Below are 18,421 nucleotides of genomic sequence, written 5' to 3'. Positions count from 1 at the left end.
GCGGCTGCTCGTAGGCTGCTCGGGCAACCCGAAGAGCCGAGCCGTGGGAGATCGACCGTGCTGGTGCTGTTGCCACCGTCCGAAGGAAAGGCCGCCGGCGGTTCCGGGGCTCCACTGGAGCTGGAGCGCCTGTCGCTCCCGGGGCTCACCGCGGCGCGCCGGTCCGTGCTCGACGAGTTGGAGGCGCTCTGCGCCCACTCCCCCGAGCGGGCCCGGACGGTGCTCGGCCTCAGCGAAGGCCAGCGGGGCGAGGTCGAGAAGAACGCCGCACTGCGCACCTCCGGCACCCGGCCCGCGGCCGAGCTCTACACCGGAGTCCTCTACGACGCCCTGGGCCTGACCACCCTGGAGCCGGAGGCCCGGGAACGTGCCGAGCGGACGCTGCTGGTCTTCTCCGGGCTGTGGGGTGCCCTGCTGGTCGGGGACCAGATCCCCTCCTACCGCTGCTCGATGGGGGTCAAGCTGCCCGCGACCGGTTCCCTCGGCGCCCACTGGCGGGCCCCGATGGCCGAGGTGCTCCCCCGGCTGGCGGGCGAGGGGCCGGTGCTCGACCTCCGTTCGGCGGCCTACGCGGCGGCCTGGAAGCCCAGGGGAGGACTCGCCGAACGCACGGTGACGCTCCGGGTGCTCCACTCGAAGACCGTGGGCGGTGTGGAGAAGCGCTCGGTGGTCAGCCACTTCAACAAGGCCACCAAGGGGCGGCTGCTCCGGGACCTCCTGGTGGCCGGAGTGCGCCCCGCCGATCCCGAGCAGCTCCTGCGGAACCTGCGGGAACTGGGCCACATGATCGAGGCCCAGCCGCCTGAGAAGGCCGGGGCTCCGTGGCGGGCGGATGTGGTCGTCACCGCGCTCTGAGCAGCCGCCGTCGGCCAAAGCGGCGCCCCGGAGCCTCAGTGGCGCCGCTCCTGTCCGGGGGGCCGCCCGGCCGGCCATGGCCGCACGCGTTGTGAGCCGCACCACACGGGGTCAGAATGGGAGGCATGGCATCCGTGCTCGACCTCGCCCCGGTGTTGCCGATCGTCGTCCTCGAGAATGCCTCCGACGCCGTGCCGGTGGCCCGTGCGCTGTTCAACGGCGGACTGCCGGCGATCGAGGTGGCGCTGCGCACGCCGGCCGCCGCCGACTGCATCCGGACCATCGCCGACGAGTTGCCGCAGGCCGTGGTCGGAGCCGGCACCGTGCTCTCCCAGACCGACGTGGACACCGCCGTCACGGCCGGTGCCCGCTTCCTGGTCAGCCCCGGCTGGACCGACCGGCAGCTGAACGCGATGAAGGACTCCGGGCTCCCCTTCCTGCCCGGTGTCTCGACCGCCGCCGAGGTGGTGGGGTTGCTGGAGCGTGACGTCAACGACATGAAGTTCTTCCCGGCCGAGGCGGCGGGCGGCCCGGAGTACCTGAGGGCCCTGGCCTCCCCGCTGCCGCGGGCCCGTTTCTGCCCCACCGGCGGTATCGGCCCCGCAACCGCCCGCGCCTATCTGGACCTGCCGAACGTCCGGTGCGTCGGCGGCACCTGGATGCTGCCCCAGGAGGCGGTCGGGGCACGGGACTGGGCACGCGTCGAGGAGCTGGCCCGGGCGGCCATGGCGATCGCCCGCCCGGACCGCTCTCCCCACCGCGCCTGAAACCGAGCGCGGTCGGCCCCCGGCGCGGTAGCGTCAGGGGCCGGCCGCCGTTGGCTCAGCGCAGGTGCGCGGTGTCGTTCAGCAGCCGGACGGTAGCGTTCCCGTCGGCGTAGTAGGCCACCACCGACAGCGAGGCCGCGGACGCCTCCATCCGGAAGACCGACTCGAGCGGGGCTCCGAGGGCCAGTCGCACAAGCGTCTTGATCGGGGTGAGGTGCGTGACCAGCAGCACCGTCCGGCCCGCGTACCGGGCGATCAGCCGGTCCCTGGCCCGGGCGACCCGGCGCGTCACCTCCGCCGCGCTCTCCCCCGGCCCGGTCGGTGTCTTCTCCGGCGAGGCCAGCCAGGCGGCGAGGTCATCGGGGTACCGGTCGCGCACCTCGGCGAAGGACATGCCCTCCCAGGCCCCGAAGTCGACCTCTCGCAGGTCGTCCTCGACACGGACGTCCAACCCCAGCCGACCGCCGACCGCGTCCGCGGTCTCCCGGCAGCGCCGCAACGGCGAGCTGACGATCGCCTGGATGGTGCCGCGTACGGCCAACGCCGCAGCGGTGGCCTCCACTTGACGTCGCCCTGCCGGTGACAGGCTCGGATCGGAACCGCCACTTCCGGAGAAGCGCTTCTCTGTGGTCAGCGGAGTCTCACCGTGCCGCAGCAGCACGAACGTCGCAGGCGTCCCCAGTGCGCTCCGTTCCCGGGGCAGCGCGGCCACCCCCGGTTGCTCCCGTTCCCCGGTGGGGCCTGCCACCCCCGCGGCCTCCCCCGCCCCGTCCCCTCCGGGCGGGCCCGGCGGCACGGAGACCGCGGGGCGGAGCTGTCGTTGCGGCCTGCCCCCGCCGCTCGCCGCGACCTCCGCGAGGGCCTCCAGTGCGGCCGGTTCGGCGGAGTCCGCGACCGCCTCCGGCCGTGGGGCGACGGCCGCGCTCGGGGCACCGGGTTGCCACGGCTCCCCTCGGCGTCCTGCGTCCATGGCCTCGTTGGCCAACCGGTCGGCGTGGGTGTTCCGTTCCCGGGGGATCCACTCGTACGTCACCTGCCCCGGCGGGAAGATGCCACGTGCCTCGGCCGCCAGCGGACGCATGTCCGGGTGCTTGATCTTCCAGCGTCCCGACATCTGCTCGACGACGAGCTTGGAGTCCATCCGGACATGGATCCGGGCCTCCGGGTCCAGCGCGTGCGCGGCCCGCAGGCCGGCGATCAGACCGCGGTACTCGGCGACGTTGTTGGTCGCGGTACCGATGTACTCGGCGGCCTCGGCGACGGCCTCCCCGGTCTCCGGCTCCAGGACGACCGCCCCGTAGCCAGCCGGGCCCGGATTGCCCCGAGACCCACCGTCGGCTTCGACGATGAACCTTCGTGACATGGCTCTACAACCCCGAGTCGGGCGTGCGGACCAGGATGCGGCGGCAGTTCTCGCAGCGCAGCACCTTGTCCCGCGGCGCGTCCCGTACCTCGTTCACCTCGGTGATGTTCAGCTCCAGCCGGCACCCTTCGCAGCGCCGCTGGTACAGCCGGGCCGCACCGATCCCGCCCTGCTGCACCCGCAGCTTCTCGTAGAGCTTCATCAGCTCCGCGGGCACCGCCGCGGCGACCACCTCCCGCTCCTTGGTGGCGGCCGCGATCTCGGCATCGAGCTCGCCGGCCGCCGCGTCCCGGCGGGCCGTGGCGTCGTCGACCTTGGCCTGCACCGAGTCGACCCGCTGGGTCAGTTCGGCGGTCCGCTCCTGTGCCGACTCCCGGCGCTCCATGATCTCCAGCACGACGTCCTCAAGGTCGCCCTGCCGCTTGGCGAGGGAGACGATCTCCCGCTGGAGGTTCTCCAGGTCCTTGGGAGAGGTGACGGCCCCGGAGTCCAGCCGCTGCTGGTCGCGGGCGGCGCGGTTGCGCACCTGCTCCACGTCCTGCTCCGCCTTGGTCTGCTCGCGGGCGGCGTCGCCCTCCTCGGTACGGGCTGCGACCAGCAGGTCGCGCAGTTGGGCGAGGTCGGCGGTGAGGGCCTCGATCTCCGCGTGCTCCGGCAGGTTGCGCTTCTTGTGGGTCAGCTGCGAGAGACGGACGTCGAGAGCCTGGACGTCGAGAAGGCGGATCTGGTCGGCGGGCTCGGCGTTCAGTTCGGGGCTCCAGTGGTGTGGTCGGGAACGGCGGTCGGGGCGGCTGTCGCCGCGGGGGCCGCCGCGTGGGCGGTCCAGGGGTCGGTGACCGTCCGGGAGACGTGGGTGCGCAGTCCCCATCCGTGGCGGTCGGAGATCTCGTCGAGTTGGGCGGCGGCCTGCTCCACCCACGGCCATTCGGTGGCCCAGTGCGCCGCGTCCACCAACGCCGGTCCGCCCCGCTCACCGGCTGTGTGGAGAGCGTGCTGCACCGCTTCGGAGGCCGGGTGGTGGCGCAGGTCCGCGGTGACGTACGCGTCGACGCCGGCCGCCCGCACCTGGTCGAAGAGGCCGTCGCCGGATCCACCGCAGACGGCGACGGTGCGGATCTCCCGCTCGGGGTCGCCGGCGACCCGGATCCCCTGGGCGGTGGCGGGCAGCCGGGCCGCGACCAGCTCGGCGAAGGCGGCCAGCGCCACCGGCTGGTCCAGCTCGCAGACCCGGCCCAGGCCGCGGCGGCCGGCGGGGTCCGAGGGATCGGGCACCAGCGGGCCGGTGATCCGCAGGCCGAGCGCGCCCGCGAGGGCGTCGGAGACCCCGGGGTCGGCCCGGTCGGCGTTGGTGTGGGCCACCTGGAGGGCCACACCGTGTCTGATCAGCGTGTGGACCACTCGGCCCTTGAAGGTGGCGGCCGCGACCGTCGTCGTGCCGCGCAGGTAGAGCGGGTGGTGGGTGATGAGGAGTTCGGCGCCGAGCCGCACCGCTTCGTCGGCGACCTCCTGGACCGGGTCGACGGCGAACAGCACGCTCCGGACGTCCGCTTCCGGTTCACCGCAGACGGTACCGACGGCGTCCCACTGCTCCGCCCACTCCGCGGGCCAGAGCGTTTCGAGGGCGGCGATGACTTCAGAGAGTGCGGGCACGCGACAAAGGCTACCTGTCCACCGCGCGGGCGAGTGTCGCTGCTCCGCCCTCCTGGTCCGGGTGCTCTCGGCCCCTTCCGACCGCGGTCCGGCGGCGGGGGGCGGCGGAACGGTTCTCCGCCGGCCGGCCGGTCCTGCGGTGAAGCACATCCGCCGCTCCGTCCCCAGCGGATTGGGGACAGTTACACCCATATGCGTGAAGCGTAGCCAGCTACGTGGTTCGGCAGGAAACGTGGAAACTAGTTTGCCCGGCGGAGGTGCGATTCATGACGGCCTGTGCCATCGAAACCGCCGTGGACCACGGCACGGAGTCCCCCGGGGCGTTCACCATCACCGCGGACGGCTCCTACGCAGCTCGGCTGGCCCCGTGCCGGGACGAGGCCGGTGGCCGGCTCCCGGAGCGCTGGACGCTGAACGGCCCCGAGCCCTACGTGGTGCGGCTCCCCGGCGACCGCCCCGAGGAGCCCGGCAGCGAGGTGCTGCCGCTGGCCGACGGACGGGTGCTGATCCACCGGAGCAAGGACGAACGGCAGTTGTTCTCCCTGCTCTACCCGACCGGCCCGGGCACCGGCGAGGTGCCGCTGGGCGGCCTGGAGTGCGAGCGGCTGACGCTGCTGCCCCCCGCCCCGGACGGCCAGCGCGCCTACGCGCTCGCGCACCACGGATCCAAGCGCTCCGGTGCCGGGGCGGAGTCGACCGGACTCTGGATGGTGCACGGTGGCGGCGGCGGCCCGGAGCACATCGCCGAACTTCCCGGACACTGCACCGGCGGAGTCTGGCTGGACCGGACGGGACAGCTGCTCGCCGTGGACCAGGAGATCGACGGGCGGACGAAGACCGTCACGGTGGACCTGTACCGGCGCGGCGAACTCAGCCCGCTGCTCCAGATCGCCGAGAAGAGCGACGACCGGCTGCTGATGGCCGACCCGGAGAGCGGCCTGCTGATCGTCCGCTCCAACGCACCGGGGGACGACCGGCTGGGCTGGGGTGTGCTCGGCAGCTCCTTGCCGGTGCGTTTCCCCAGGTCGCTGGAGTTCACCGGCCGGCCGGAACAGGCGGCGGCGGTGACCCCGTTCGCCATCCAGCCCGAGCGGCCGCTCACCCCGGAGAGCTGCGCGGTGGCGCTGCGTATCGGCGGCCCGGACTGCCGCCGGGTCGGTGTCTGGCGGCCGGCGGAGGGTCGGTTGCGCCAGTTCACGGCCCCCGAGGGCTGGTTGCCGGGCGCGGGTCTGTGGACGGCGGAGGGGGAGCTGCGGTTGCCCTACACGACCGCCGAGGTGCCCTGTGGTCTGGCCCGGGCGACCGCGGTCCGGGACGCCCCGGAGCGGGCCGAGGACCCCCGGCCGGCCACCGGTGGCGGCCGCCCCGCGCCGTCGCCCCGGTCCTCACCCCGGCCGTTCGTCCGCTTTCCGGCTTCCTTCCAGCCGCGTTCGCCGCGTTCCCCGCGCTCCTCCGCTCCGCTCTTCACCCCGCGCGTCCCGATGAAGCCGTCCGCGGAACCCCCTCGGGCCGAGGGCCGGGAGCGGCTACGAGCCGAGCGCGAGGAGGCCGCCGAACCATCCGCTCCGCCCGCTGGACCGGTTGTGCCGCACCATCCGATGCCCTTGCAGCAGGCACCGCTCGACACACCGGCGACACCGGTCGAATCAGCTGGAGCGTGATCGGTCGGCCCCGTTAGACTCGCGATCAGGCCGCGCGGCTGAGCCCGGCCATCTGCCTCCCGATGCTGCCCATGTCCCCGGGCAGAGGCGTACAGCGAGCTATTTCCACGGAGTGACGTTCGACATGTCCGAAGTCCGAATCGACTCGACCTCCAGGCACCCCGAGGAGGCGTCCGTGCCGGCGGGTTCGGGCAAGCACCGGGGACCGGCCTCGGTCGACGAGACGCCGGGCCCGACCACGGGCAAGCACCGCAGGCCGACCGAGGAGCGGCAGGAGTCCTGAGTCAGGGCAGGCCCTCGGGCCGGTCCGGCTGTCGGCTGGTCGGGTTCTCAACCCGGTCAGTCCAGGGCCGCCGGCTCGGGCCGGTCAGGTTCTCAGGTACGAAGCGCCGTTGAGGTCGAGCACGGTCCCGGAGCTCCATTCCGCTTCCGGGGAGGCCAGCCACAGCACCGCGGCGGCGATCTCCTCGGGCTCCGCCACCCTCCCGTAGGGGCTCTGCGCTCGGATCGCCTCACCCTCGGCGCCCACCAACCGGTGGGCGACCCGGTCGGTGTCGATGAACCCGGGCGCGACGGAGGAGACGGCGATGCGGTGCGGCGCCAGCGCCACGGCCAGGGACTGGCCGAGGGCATGCACCGCGGCCTTGGTCGCCGCGTAGGCGGGGTGGTCGGGCTCGCCTCGGAACGCGCCCCGGGAGCCGATGTTGACGATCCGACCGCCGCTCCCCCTGGCGACCATCCGCCGGGCCGCCTGATGGCTGAGATGGGCCGTACCCAGCAGGTTGACCTCCACATGCCGCTGCCAGCCGTCCACCCAGTCGGCGAACCCGGTGTCCGCGGGCGGGTGCGGGGTGTTCACCGCGGCGTTGTTCACCAGGACGTCGACGCCGCCCAGCGCCGCCTCCGCCGCCGCGACGAGTTCGGCCGCCTGCGCGGGGTCGGAGAGGTCGGCCTGGAGCAGCACATGCCCGCCTCCGCTCAGCGCGGCGAGCGTCGCGCCGGCCTCTTCCCGTCGGGACCCGTAGTGCACGGCCACCTGGTCCCCGTTGTCGGCGAAAACCTGCGCCACCGCCCGCCCCAGGCCGCGTGAGGCGCCGCTGACCAGCACCCGTCGGCCGGTTCGGGGAAACGGCGGCTGCTCGGCGGCGGCCGGCTGTCCCCGGGCTGGCTCGGCCATGGTTCGTCTCCCCTTCTTCGGTGCTTCCCGGTCCACTGCTGCCGCGACCCGCTGCCCGCAGGGGCGGCCGGCGTCAGCCTACGGGCACGGCGGGGCGGTGGGCGGGACCGGCCGGGGCTCGTAAGCGTTCGGAGCGGCCGGTACCGCCGTTCCGGCGCGGCTCCCCGTCTCCGGCCCGCGAGCGCGTGGTCCGGCATTCCGCGGCGACCTCCGGCTCAGGCGCGCTTCCGACGGCGCACGCGGTCCGCTTCGGCCTCCCGCACGGCCTCCTGTGCCACCCTCGGCGGCCCGCTCAGCCCTGGGTCGCCCCGCACTTGCGGCAGCGGATCTTGCCGCTCCAGCCGACCCATTCGTGGTCGCAGTCGTTCAGATCGTGCGGCATAGCGGGATTCCTCTCTGCCGGCTGGTCTCCTGTGTGTCGGCCTGCTCCGTGCCGGACACCTCTCCCCTCTCTCGAGCCGGGCACAGCCCTCGTGTCCGGCTCGGGCACGGCCCTCGCGGGCGCTGTCCCCGGCGAGCGGCGAACGTCGAGTGGCGTCCACGGGGTGTGCGGGGCCGCCAACCACGACGACTGCGCGCGGCCGGCGGAGGGTGGTGCCCCACAGCCGTGCCGCGAGCGGTCCGACGTCGAACCGCTCGCCCAGGAGGTAGCCCTCCCGAGGCCGAGCAGACACGCCGAGAACCTACCCGCGATCACCGGCTTGCCGCCGCTGATCGGCTTTTCGCCCACCGCGGCCGTGGCCGGGTCGTCCGCGACGGCCCCGCCTGCCGTCCCCGGTCCGCCCCGGGCGGAGGGGCGCACCCGGTCGGCCTCGCCATGGGGGTGACTATGGTCGCCGGGTACCGCCCGCCGTCACCGGGCGGCGGGCGGCGAGACCACGCGACACCCAGGGCAGAGAGAACCGACGACCGATGACGCAGACGAGCACCCGACCCCACCCCGACGTACTGGCGGCGTTCGAGGCCGCGAAGGGCTTCATGCCGACCGACGAGGGCCTCGTCCTGTACCGGGCGGCCGTGGCCGCGGCGGAGCTCGGTCTGCCGCTGCTGGAGGTCGGCACGTACTGCGGACGCTCCACGGTGCTGCTGGCCGCCGCAGCCCGGGACGCGGGCACCGTGGCGGTGACCGTCGACCACCACCGCGGTTCCGAGGAGCAGCAGCCGGGCTGGGAGTACCACGACCCCTCCCTGGTGGATCCGGCGACGGGGCGTATGGACACCCTGCCCACCTTCCGCCGGACGCTGCACGCGGCGGGGCTGGAGGACCACGTCATCGCGGTCGTCGGACGCTCCCCGCGGGTCGCGGCCCACTGGAGCACTCAGCTCGCTCTGGTGTTCGTGGACGGGGGCCACACCGACGAGCACGCCGCCGCGGACTACGAGGGCTGGGCGCCGCATCTCGCGCCCGGCGGGTTCCTGGTCATCCATGACGTGTTCGCCGATCCGGCCGACGGCGGGCAGGCCCCGTACCGGATCTACCGCCGGGCGCTGGGTTCCGGGGTGTTCACCGAGGTCGCGGCCGCCGGCTCACTGCGCGTTCTGCGGCGGTCGGGGTGGCAGTACGATCAGGGCCGTGAGTGATGGCGGTGCCTCCCCGGTCCGGAGCCGGTCCCGGAAGAGCTGGGTGGCCGTGCCCGCGTTCCTGGCGCCGCTCTGTGTCGTCGGGTGGCTGCTCCTGTCGTCACCGACGGAGTCCCACGGCGGCTCGCCGTCACCGCTCTCGCCCCAGGGCGGTGCGACGCCGGGCGGTTCGGCCGGTGACCGCGGCGCGGACGGTGCCGGCGGCGGGAGTGGTCGCCCGGAGCGCGGTCCGCTGGCCGGCAAGGTGGTGGTCGTCGATCCCGGCCACAATCCGGGGAACCGGCGTCCTACCGAGGAGATCGCCCGTCAGGTGGGGATCGGGACGGGCCGCAAGGAGTGCGACACCACCGGAACGGCGACCGACTCCGGGTACGCGGAGGCGGATTTCACCCTCGACGTCTCCCGGCGCGTCCGCACGTTGCTCGAGGAGCAGGGCGCGAAGGTGGTGCTCACCCACGACGGCGACCGGCCCTACGGACCGTGTGTGGACGAGCGGGCCGAGATCGGGAACCGGGCGCACGCCGACGCCGCCGTCTCCATACACGCCGACGGCTCGGCCGAGGGTGACCGCGGGTTCCACGTGATCCTGCCGGAGGCGGTGCGGGACGGCGCGGCGGACACCTCGGCGATCGTGGACCGCTCGCGGGAGCTCGGCGAGCGCGTCGCCGGCCGGTTCCTGCAGGCGACCGGCAGCAGTCCGTCCAACTACATCGGCGAGGGTACGGGCTTGGATGTACGCTCCGATCTCGGCGGCCTCAACCTGTCCCGGGTACCCAAGGTGTTCATCGAATGCGGCAACATGCGCGACACCGAGGATGCGGCGCTGCTGAGGGACGCCGAGTGGCGGAGCAGGGCGGCGCGGGGGATCTACACGGGCGTTGAGAGCTACCTGACGTCGGAGAGCTGATCGTCCGCGTCAAGAAGGCGTAACGACAGGGGGATATGGGGGAAACAGTGATTTCGGGGACCGGTGCGCCCCCCAGGAGCCGCGGCGGGAGGTCCGTCCGTACGATGGGGGATCGTCCTCCGGCTCGCACCGCTGCGTTTTCGGCGACAGTAACACGACAACTCGACCACATCATTTAAGGATTCTCACGTGAACATCCGCTCCCTCACCCGAGGAGACGGTGTGGTGATAACAGCAGCGGTGCTGCTGTTGATCGCCTCCTTCCTCAATTTCTACGACCTGGGCGACTGCGGCCGTTACTGCAGCTCCCCCAGCGCGTGGAGCACGAAGACGTTCCCGGCGCTGCCGTCGATATTCCTCGCCGGGATCATCGCGGCCGCGCTGATCGTCGGTTCCCGCTTCGTACCGGCGCGGAAGGTACTGGGGATCAGCCTGGAGCAGTGGGGGACGGCCCTCTCCCTGTTCGCCGCCTGGACGGCGCTGTGGACCATCCTCGGTGGCGGGAGCGTCGACGCGGGGGCCGGTCAGATCCTCGGTCTGCTCGCCGCGCTCCTGCTGGCCGGAGGTGTCGTCGCGGCTGCGGCGGTGCCGGCGCTGCAGGCTCCGCTGGTCAACCAGGCCGGCCCGCAGGCCGTTCCCGGCCCTTACGGCGCCGGCCCCGGTCAGGGCTACGGCTACCCCGGCGGACCGCAGGGCGGTCAGCCCTACGGCGCCCAGCAGCCCTATGGCGGCCAGCCGCAGCCGGGGCAGGCCCAGCCCGGCCAGGCCCAGCCGGGTCAGGCTCCGGCTGGTCAGGCCCAGCCCGCCGGAGGCGACTTCGCCCCGTTCTGGTTCGCTGTGCCGGTCGCCCGCCCGCTGTTCCCCGAGGACGGTTCCGGCTCGCCGATCGCGGAACTGACGCCGGGCACCTGGTACCTGGCGGTCGAGCAGCGCGGTGCCGCGCTCGTCGCCCAGACCCAGGACGGCCGTCGTGGTGTCCTCCAGGACACCAGCGGTATCCAGCGCGGCTGACAGCAGCTCTCCGCAACCCCCGTCGGCCCCCGCCTGAGGCGGGGGCCGACGCGTTCGAACACCGCGGCCCCGGCGGTCAGCAGCAGTCCGGTTCGAGGCCCCGCGGCAGCCTGCCGCCGCCGAACACCTCGGTGGTCGCCTCGTCGCCACCGAGGGCGGCCACGGCGAGCAGCAGCGCGGCGGCCGTCCAGGAGGTCTGCTCCTCCGGCCAGACGGCGCCGTCCTCGTAGACGTAACCGGTCCAGTACATGCCGTTCTCGGACCTGAGGTGGCCGATCCAGCGGAGGATGTCCACCGCTCGTTCGGACTGGCCGGCCGCCCAGAGCGCCAGGGCCAGCTCGGCGCTCTCCCCGCCGGTCACCCACGGGTTGGGCACCACGCAGCGCACTCCCAGGCCCGGTACGACGAAGCGCTCCCAGCCCTCCTCGATCCGTTCGGTGGCGGCGGGCCCGGTCAGGGCGCCGCCGAGCACCGGGTAGTACCAGTCCATCGAGTAGCGGCTCTTGTCGAGGAAGCGCTCCGGATGGCGGCGGATGGCGTGGCCGAGCAGGCCCGCGGCCAACTCCCAGTCGGGCTGGGGCTCGCCACGCTGCTCGGCGATGGCCATGGCGCAGCGCAGCGCCTGGTAGATCGAGGAGCATCCGGTGAGCAGGGCCTCGGGGTGGTGGGCGCCGCCGGTTTCCGGGGAGTCGCGTTTCCAGCCGATCTGCCCACCGGGTTGCTGGAGGGTGAGGACGAACTCGATGGCGGCGTGGACGGTCGGCCACATCCGGTCGAGGAAGGTGTCGTCGCCGGTGGAGAGGTAGTGGTGCCAGCTGCCGACGGCCACGTAGGCGCAGAAGTTGCTCTCCCGGGCGCGATCGGTCGGTGCGTCCGCCGCCCCGTCCGCGTAGGCCGCGTACCAGGAGCCGTCGGCCAGTTGGTGTCGGGCGAGCCAGTGGTAGGCGGCCTCGGCGCGGCGGTGTTCGCCGGCGGCGTCCAGCGCCATGGCCGCCTCTGTGTGGTCCCAGGGGTCGAGGTGGTGTCCGCGGAACCACGGTATGGCCCCGTCGTCGCGCTGGACGGCCAGGATGCCGTCGACCGTGCGGGCGGCCTGCTCGGCGGTGAGGACACCGGGGAGCACGAGGCGTTCGGTGTGCCCCGGGGCGGTCATGCCCCTCCTCCGCCGACGGTCGGCAGCGGGTTGGCGGAGGGCGGATGCGGCTTGGTGGCGTAGGCGACGAAGCTCTTGCCGATCAGCGGGTCGAGGGCCCGCTCGGCCACCCTGGTGGCCAGCGGTTTCTTCATGATGTCCCAGACCAGCAGCTTGTGGTAGGCGCGCACCGGCAGGGCCCGGTCGTTGTCGACCCCGAAGGCGCACTTGAGCCACCAGTAGGGCGAGTGCAGCCCGTGGGCGTGGTGGGTGCCGTACGGCCGGAGCCCGGCTGCCCGCAGTTTCGCGAGCAGTTCGTCGGCGCGGTAGATACGGATGTGGCCGCCCTCCACCTCGTGGTAGGCGTCGGAGAGCGCCCAGCAGACGCGCTCCGGGCCGTACCGGGGGACGGTCACCGCGATCCGGCCGCCGGGTCGGAGCACCCGGACCATCTCGGCGAGGACGCCCTTGTCGTCCGGGATGTGCTCCATGACCTCGGAGATGATCACGACGTCGAAGGTGTCGTCGGGGAACGGCAGGGCCAGCGCGTCGCCCTCCATGGCGGTGGCGGTGGCTCCCGGCGGCGCTTCGCCTGCTTCCTTCATGGCGGCGAACCAGCCGGCGACCTCACGGATCTCCGTGCCGTTCCGGTCCAGGGCGACCACTTGCGCCCCGCGCCGGTAGCACTCGAAGGCGTGCCTGCCGGCACCGCAGCCCAGGTCGAGTACACGGTCGCCCGGGGCGAGCGGGAAGCGGGAGAAGTCGACGGTCAGCAAGGCTGTTCTGCCTCTCAACTCAGGGTGGTTCCGGCCGGGAGGGGGTGGTCAGGCGGTCCGTACGGCGCCCGTCTGCCTTTCGATGGCGCGCCGGTACTGCGCCACCGTGCCGCGCGCGGCCTGTTCCCAGGTGAAGCGGCTCAGTACGCGTTCCCGTCCGGCCCGGCCGAGTCGTCGCCGCAGCTCGGGGCCGGTGGCGGGGTCGAGCAGTCGGCCGAGGGCGGCGGCGAGGGCCTCGGCGTCTCCGGGCGGCACCGCCAAGCAGGTCTCGCCGTCGGTCCCGGCCACTTCGGGGATGGCGCCGCCGGTGGTGGCGACCAGCGCGGTGCCGGTGGCCATGGCTTCGGCGGCGGGTAGTGAGAAGCCCTCGTAGAGCGAGGGCACGCAGGCGATCTGGGCGCTGCGGACGAGGCCGGCGAGCTCGGTGTCGCTGATGCCCTTGACGAACCGCACCGCTCCCTCGAGGGAGTGCCGTTCGAGGGCGGCCGCGACCGGCCCGTCCTCGGTCCGCTTCCCCACCACCACGAGGTGCGCCTCCGGGTACTGGGTACGGAGTTTGGCCAGCGCCTCGACGAGGTGGACCAGCCCTTTGAGGGGGACGTCCGCACTGGAGGTGGTGACGATCCGTCCGGGAACCTCCGCCACGGCGGGGTCGGGGGCGAAGCGCCGGGTGTCGGCGCCGATATGGACGACGTGGATGCGGTCTTCCGGGACACCGAGGTGGTCGACGATCTCCTGGCGGGAGGAGCCGGAGACGGTGAGGACGGCGGGCAGCCGTCGGGCGACCCGCTTCTGCATCCTGGTGAAGCCGTACCAGCGGCGCACCGAGGCGCGTCGACTCCGGGTCGTGGCCGCGTCGAGGTCCAGCTGCCGGTCGACGGTGATGGGGTGGTGGATGGTGGTGACCAGCGGCGCGCCGATCCGGGCGCGGTCGAGCAGTCCGTAGCCGAGTGTCTGGTTGTCGTGGATGACGTCGAACTCGCCCCGGCGTGCGGCGAGATGACGGCGGGCACGGAGGCTGAAGGTGAGCGGCTCCGGGAACCCTCCGGTCCACATGGTGGCCACCTCGAGCCCGTCGATCCAGTCGCGGTACTCGCCGCGGGAGGGGGTGCGGAAGGGGTCGGGCTGCCGGTAGAGGTCAAGGCTCGGCAGCGGGGTGAAGATCACCCGACCCGGGTGGGCGTCGCGGTCCAGCACCGGGTACGGCTGGGCGCCGATGACCTCCACGGTGTGGCCGAGTCCGGCGAGTTCGCGGGAGAGGTGCCGTACGTAGACCCCTTGGCCGCCGCAGTAGGGGTTGCCCTTGTAGGTGAGCAGGGCGATGCGCAGCGGTCTTCCGCCGTCTGCGGCCTGGGGTGTCGCGGGAGGACCGGGTGCGGCTGACTGCGTGGCCTCAGCGGTCACTCAAGCCCCCTTCTCACTAAGTTCCGCCGGAGCGTAACCGCTGGCGCTAATCTAGAACAAGTTGCAGACTTGATCGTCTGGGAGACTTCGAATCTACCGGCAGGTAGTCCCGGCGAAAGCCCCTGCACCAGGTGATTCCCGCCACGGCCGGGGTTTCCCGGAGCCCGTCGCCGGACCGGCGGCGGGGTGCGAGTCACGACCAGGTAAGCCCGGACACGGAGAACGGGAAGCGATGTCCACCGAAGCCCAGCCGAGTTCGACCTCCTCACCCTTGACCAGGCGCCAGGAGGAACGTCGGCGAAGGATCCTCCAGAGCAGCGTCCGGCTGGCGGGCCGCGGCGGTTTCGAAGCAGTGCAGATGCGCGAGGTGGCCGAGGACTCGGCGGTGGCGCTCGGCACCCTCTACCGCTACTTCCCCTCCAAGATCCATCTGCTGGTCGCCACCCTCGAGGACCAGCTCCGGCGGATGCGTGAGGGGCTGCGCCGGCACCCTCCGGCCGGTGCGACCCCGGCGGCACGGGCCGGGGAGAGCCTGCGGCGGGCGTTCGAGGCCCTGCAGCGCGAGCCCGGGCTCGCCGAGGCGATGCTCCGGGCACTCACCTTCGCCGACCGCTCGGCGAGTTCGGAGGTGGCCCGGGTCTCCCGCCTGACCACGGCGATCCTGCTCGACGCCGTCGCACCGGACGGCTCCCCGACGCCCGGTCAGCTCTCCGTCGTCCGGGTCATCGAGCACACCTGGTACTCGACGCTCATCGCCTGGCTGGCGGGGCGGGCCTCGGTGGAGCAGGTGGAGGCCGACATCGAGACGGTCTGCCGCCTGCTGGGCGCGGACGGGGCGCGCTCTTCCGCGCCCGCCGGAGCGGATGGCTGATCCAGGGAATCAGGGGGACACCTCGTCGTGGACGCAGGGGTAGCGTCCGTCCGGCCCCCACATCTCGCCCATCGGGCGGTTCAGGGCGAACTGGCCGCAGGCGAGCACCGGCTCGGAGCCGTCCTCGGTGTGGTGCAGCAGGACCAGTGGCTTGTCCCGGGACACCTGGCTTCCCCCGTCGAAGTCGAGGTAGCCGCTGGCGCCCTGCACCTGGATCTTGCCGGTGAGCGCCTGCTGCACCGCTGACAGGTCCTCCTTGCCGAGCTTCTGCCGGTGGCGTCGGTTGACGTCGTTGGCCGCGGTGGCCAGCACCTGCATCGCGTCATAGGCCAGGGCGGCGCGCCCGTCGCTCCGCCAGAGATCGTCCTCGCCGTACTGGCTGGCGTAGGTGTGGTTGAAGTTCTGGGCGACGAAATTGTCGGTCTCGGCGACGGCCGGTAGCACATGGGCCGCGTGGTAGAGACGGAGCCACGGGTTGTCGTACTCGCCGGTGAGTGCGGCGGTGGTGAGTTCGTTGCCGCTCAGCACGTTCAGCCGCAGGTTGGCGCACGGCGTGTCCTTACTGAAGTGCCCCAGGAAGGAACTGAACTCGGCCGCTCTCGCCGCCCAGTAGACGACCGTCCGCGGCTCCCGCTGCACCAGCTCGCACACCTGGTGCGCCTTGTCGTGGATGTCGCTCCCACCGCCGGTCAGGCTGATGGTGGCGGTCGGCTCGTTTCCCGGGCCCGGCCTGCTGGCGGTGAACTTGCCGGCGAAAAGTCCCGCGATCTCCTCGCTGTAGAGGTCTCCCCGCTGTTCCACCACCACGGCGGCCTCGGCCGGGGCGCACTTGCCGTCCTCGTACTCGACGATATTGGCCCGGTTGGCGAAATCCGCTTCGATATCCGTCTCGCGGCTGTTGTTCGGGGATACCCGGCGGAAGAAGGCGCCATCGGACAGAGCGTTGGCGGTCGCGGTCGTCCCCACCACCGATATCTCGTGATCCTGGAGCACCTCCAGCGCCTGTTTGGTCTCCTTCCGGCTCTGCGCGAAACCCACCACCCCGACGAAGTCCTCGCGCTTGCCGGCGAAATCGACGATCTCGTGGGCGGCTTCGACTGCGTCCGCGAAGAGCGTTCCCGCGGAGAAGCGCTCCACCCGCAGCCACACCTTCTCCGGGTCCCGCGAGGCGTCCGCGTTCAGCTCCTGCTGGGCGATCGCGATCCCCCGAATCTCGGGGACCGCCGGGTCGAACAGCTGGTAGGGGTTCTTGTCCTCGGCGGCCACCTGGGCTCCGAGATAGGCGACGGTGAGGACCGTGGCACCTTCGGGAGCCTCTTTCGCCACCCGTCGGTTCTGGTCGGCGATCCGCCGCTCCACCTCCTCGTACAAGTGCTCCGGCAGGTCGGCGCCGGGCAGCACCTGCCCCGATGTCCATTCTGTACCGCCCAGACAGCGGGTGTCCTGCGGCGCCAACGCCTTGGGCACCAACCATCCCGCCAGGAGCGCGCCGACGACCAGCAGCGCCGTGCCCTCCAGCACCACCTCGGCGAGCGGGGAGACCAGCGGCGGCTCCAGGCCGAAACCGGAGGTCACCGGCGAGGCGGCGGGGACTCCGCCTTCCGGCAGCTTGAAGAAGAGCGGTTCCAGACCGCCGGACACCGGGCCGCACTTCCGCTCCAGCTCCCCCACCCCGCCCAGTTCGGGGGACGCTCCGGAGGCGGAGCCGGGGCGCGGCAGCGACGGCGCGGTGGTGAGCAGCACCGTGGCGGCGCACTCCGTCTCCCGCACGGCCTCCCGGTAGATGTCCAGGAACCGCCGTCCCTCGGCGACACCCAAGGAACTGTCCGGCTCCTCCGAGGGTTCCAGCAGGAGCAGGTGGCGGAAGGCTCTCCGCCGCCGCCAGGGGGAGAGTTTCGAGGGCCTGACCGCCCTGCGCAGATCGGTGAGGAGGGCCAGCAGGAGCAACCGCTCGCACTCCTCCAGGACCGCGGTCTCACCGCCTCCCCGCAGCCGGCTGAGGCTGTTCTCGATGTGCTCGAAGAAGAACCCCGCTCTGCGACGACCGCGCCCGAGACCTCGGTGCTTCGCGTACCAGCCGTGCTCCTTCGACCGCAGCAACCGCCTGTTGCAGCCGCGCGACCACAGCCAGAAGGGCAGCGTTCGCAGCATCGGCTGCAGGGTGACGCTCAGCACGTAACCGAACCATCCGGCCGGGAAATCAGCGGAAGCCTCCGGCCCGCTCAGGGCCCAGAGGAACCGCAGCGGGAGGCTCTCGTCGCGGCGCTTCCGCCAGCAGTACTCCCGCAGGGACTCCTCGGGCTCCACCCGCCGGCCGGCTTCACCGGCCGTCAACCGGGGCAGCAGGTACTCGACCACGTCCCGCAGAAGCGAGAAATCGGGCAGTCGCAGGCGCCCTCGCCGCACCGGGAAGTTCACGCGCAGTTGGCGGGCGATCTCCGGGGTGAGCAGCGGTACGGGCCCCCGGGCCGTCTCGTCCTCCGCCCAGCCCCGCTCTCGCAGCAGCGCGGCACAGGGGATCCGAGCGGTGTCGCCGTACTTCACCGCCTGCCGCAGGTCGGACAGGAGGTTGTGCACGTGGCGGCGCTGGTCCTCCCGTTCGGCGACCAACACCACCGGGGGCACGCCTTTCCAGGACCTGCTGTCATCGCGGTCCTCCGCCAGGGACGGCAGGGCGCGGAACAGGCTCTCCAGGGCGGCGATCGAAGCGTGGTCCGGCTGTTGGCCGTCCTCAGTCATCCCTGCCCCCGTTCGGTTCCCGGATCGGCGTCGGTTCGCGGATCAGCACGCCGGCTGCGGCGTCGGTGCCGGACACCTCCGAACGTCGGGTGATGCCCTGTCAGGCAGTTGATTGTTCTTACGTTCCTCCGGCTTGCCAAGGGGTTTGGCGCCGATTCCGTCACGGAGCGCCATCCGACGCTCCCGACCCGTGATCGAAGCCGCCCTCTGCTCTCCCGAGCCGACTCGGGGCGGACCGGGGGCCCGGCTGCCCGTTATGGTGTCTGCGACAACTTCATCCGCGCCCGAACAGGGGAAGACCGGTGTGATTCCGGCGCTGACCCGCAACCGTGAGTGCCACCGCGCAACGACCGCGGCGGTACGAGCCGGAGCACCTGCCGGGCGCGACCAGGCTCCCGCCCGCCGGCAGCGCCGCCGTCTCACCACGGCCGCGTCCGGCGGTCGGCACCGTCGCGGTATGCGGAGCTGAGCCGGATGCCATGCGCGTGAGGTTACGCGGGTGGGCAGCCGTGTGCCGCTGCCCGACA

Annotated in this window: 16 protein-coding genes; 8 read left to right on the top strand and 8 right to left on the bottom strand. The window is 72.6% G+C overall.

What is annotated here, in order from left to right; translation table 11 throughout:
- The first annotated feature begins 57 nt into the window (after positions 1-57).
- Both yaaA and eda read left to right on the top strand, forming a co-directional pair.
- Positions 58-855, top strand: coding sequence for a peroxide stress protein YaaA (gene yaaA / locus BGP73_RS02320; protein WP_069811681.1), 798 nt, complete (start codon positions 58-60; stop codon positions 853-855).
- A 125-nt stretch (positions 856-980) separates the two neighbouring features.
- Positions 981-1,622, top strand: a complete 642-nt coding sequence (eda, locus tag BGP73_RS02315) for a bifunctional 4-hydroxy-2-oxoglutarate aldolase/2-dehydro-3-deoxy-phosphogluconate aldolase (protein ID WP_069811680.1) — start codon at positions 981-983, stop codon at positions 1,620-1,622.
- 55 nt (positions 1,623-1,677) lie between these two features.
- On the opposite strand, the gene BGP73_RS02310 is transcribed toward eda, so the two are convergent.
- The 3 genes from BGP73_RS02310 to BGP73_RS02305 are packed head-to-tail and all read right to left on the bottom strand — an operon-like array spanning position 1,678 to position 4,635.
- Positions 1,678-2,985: a bifunctional RNase H/acid phosphatase gene (locus tag BGP73_RS02310; protein WP_069811678.1), complete on the bottom strand. Its 1,308-nt coding sequence runs from the start codon at positions 2,983-2,985 to the stop codon at positions 1,678-1,680.
- Between the two features lie 4 nt (positions 2,986-2,989).
- Positions 2,990-3,733 (bottom strand): zinc ribbon domain-containing protein, encoded by a 744-nt coding sequence (locus tag BGP73_RS21735; RefSeq protein ID WP_212732777.1) that lies wholly within the window; start codon positions 3,731-3,733, stop codon positions 2,990-2,992.
- Positions 3,730-4,635 (bottom strand): Nif3-like dinuclear metal center hexameric protein, encoded by a 906-nt coding sequence (locus BGP73_RS02305; RefSeq protein ID WP_069811676.1) that lies wholly within the window; start codon positions 4,633-4,635, stop codon positions 3,730-3,732. The genes BGP73_RS21735 and BGP73_RS02305 overlap by 4 nt, the downstream gene beginning before the upstream one ends.
- Positions 4,636-4,901: 266 nt before the next feature.
- On the opposite strand from BGP73_RS02305, the gene BGP73_RS02300 reads away from it, so the two are divergent.
- Together BGP73_RS02300 and BGP73_RS22950 are read left to right on the top strand one after the other, a co-directional pair.
- A complete protein-coding gene (locus BGP73_RS02300) occupies positions 4,902-6,296 on the top strand; it encodes a hypothetical protein (RefSeq protein WP_069811674.1) in 1,395 nt (464 codons plus the stop codon).
- Between the two features lie 124 nt (positions 6,297-6,420).
- Complete coding sequence (locus tag BGP73_RS22950) at positions 6,421-6,579, top strand: hypothetical protein (protein ID WP_170837729.1); 159 nt, start codon at positions 6,421-6,423, stop codon at positions 6,577-6,579.
- An 84-nt stretch (positions 6,580-6,663) separates the two neighbouring features.
- Here the strand turns inward: BGP73_RS22950 and BGP73_RS02295 are convergent, their stop codons facing one another.
- Positions 6,664-7,473 (bottom strand): SDR family NAD(P)-dependent oxidoreductase, encoded by an 810-nt coding sequence (locus BGP73_RS02295; protein WP_069811673.1) that lies wholly within the window; start codon positions 7,471-7,473, stop codon positions 6,664-6,666.
- Between the two features lie 912 nt (positions 7,474-8,385).
- Between BGP73_RS02295 and BGP73_RS02290 the strand changes: the two genes are divergently transcribed.
- From BGP73_RS02290 to BGP73_RS02280, 3 genes are all read left to right on the top strand, one after another.
- Positions 8,386-9,054 carry a class I SAM-dependent methyltransferase gene (locus tag BGP73_RS02290; RefSeq protein ID WP_069811671.1) on the top strand — a complete coding sequence of 223 codons (669 nt, stop codon included), beginning with the start codon at positions 8,386-8,388 and terminating at the stop codon, positions 9,052-9,054.
- On the top strand, positions 9,047-9,961 hold the full coding sequence (locus BGP73_RS02285) for an N-acetylmuramoyl-L-alanine amidase (protein ID WP_069811669.1): 915 nt from the start codon (positions 9,047-9,049) through the stop codon (positions 9,959-9,961). The genes BGP73_RS02290 and BGP73_RS02285 overlap by 8 nt, the downstream gene beginning before the upstream one ends.
- Before the next feature lie 189 nt (positions 9,962-10,150).
- On the top strand, positions 10,151-10,972 hold the full coding sequence (locus BGP73_RS02280) for a DUF5336 domain-containing protein (RefSeq protein ID WP_079127130.1): 822 nt from the start codon (positions 10,151-10,153) through the stop codon (positions 10,970-10,972).
- Between the two features lie 76 nt (positions 10,973-11,048).
- On the opposite strand, the gene BGP73_RS02275 is transcribed toward BGP73_RS02280, so the two are convergent.
- The 3 genes from BGP73_RS02275 to BGP73_RS02265 are packed head-to-tail and all read right to left on the bottom strand — an operon-like array spanning position 11,049 to position 14,284.
- Positions 11,049-12,125, bottom strand: a complete 1,077-nt coding sequence (locus tag BGP73_RS02275) for a prenyltransferase (protein ID WP_069811667.1) — start codon at positions 12,123-12,125, stop codon at positions 11,049-11,051.
- Positions 12,122-12,880, bottom strand: a complete 759-nt coding sequence (locus tag BGP73_RS02270) for a class I SAM-dependent methyltransferase (RefSeq protein ID WP_069811665.1) — start codon at positions 12,878-12,880, stop codon at positions 12,122-12,124. The genes BGP73_RS02275 and BGP73_RS02270 overlap by 4 nt, the downstream gene beginning before the upstream one ends.
- 48 nt (positions 12,881-12,928) lie before the next feature.
- The gene (locus BGP73_RS02265; protein WP_069811663.1) at positions 12,929-14,284 is read right to left on the bottom strand and encodes a glycosyltransferase family 4 protein; all 1,356 of its coding nucleotides are present in this window, start codon (positions 14,282-14,284) and stop codon (positions 12,929-12,931) included.
- 232 nt (positions 14,285-14,516) lie between these two features.
- On the opposite strand from BGP73_RS02265, the gene BGP73_RS02260 reads away from it, so the two are divergent.
- On the top strand, positions 14,517-15,155 hold the full coding sequence (locus BGP73_RS02260; protein ID WP_069811661.1) for a TetR family transcriptional regulator: 639 nt from the start codon (positions 14,517-14,519) through the stop codon (positions 15,153-15,155).
- Between the two features lie 9 nt (positions 15,156-15,164).
- Here the strand turns inward: BGP73_RS02260 and BGP73_RS02255 are convergent, their stop codons facing one another.
- Positions 15,165-17,894, bottom strand: a complete 2,730-nt coding sequence (locus tag BGP73_RS02255; protein WP_069811660.1) for a hypothetical protein — start codon at positions 17,892-17,894, stop codon at positions 15,165-15,167.
- Between the last annotated feature and the right edge of the window lie 527 nt (positions 17,895-18,421).

Origin of the sequence: Streptomyces sp. TP-A0874 (assembly GCF_001748085.1) — a bacterium.
Taxonomy (GTDB): domain Bacteria; phylum Actinomycetota; class Actinomycetes; order Streptomycetales; family Streptomycetaceae; genus Streptomyces.
This window is presented reverse-complemented; position numbering and strand designations above follow the sequence as displayed.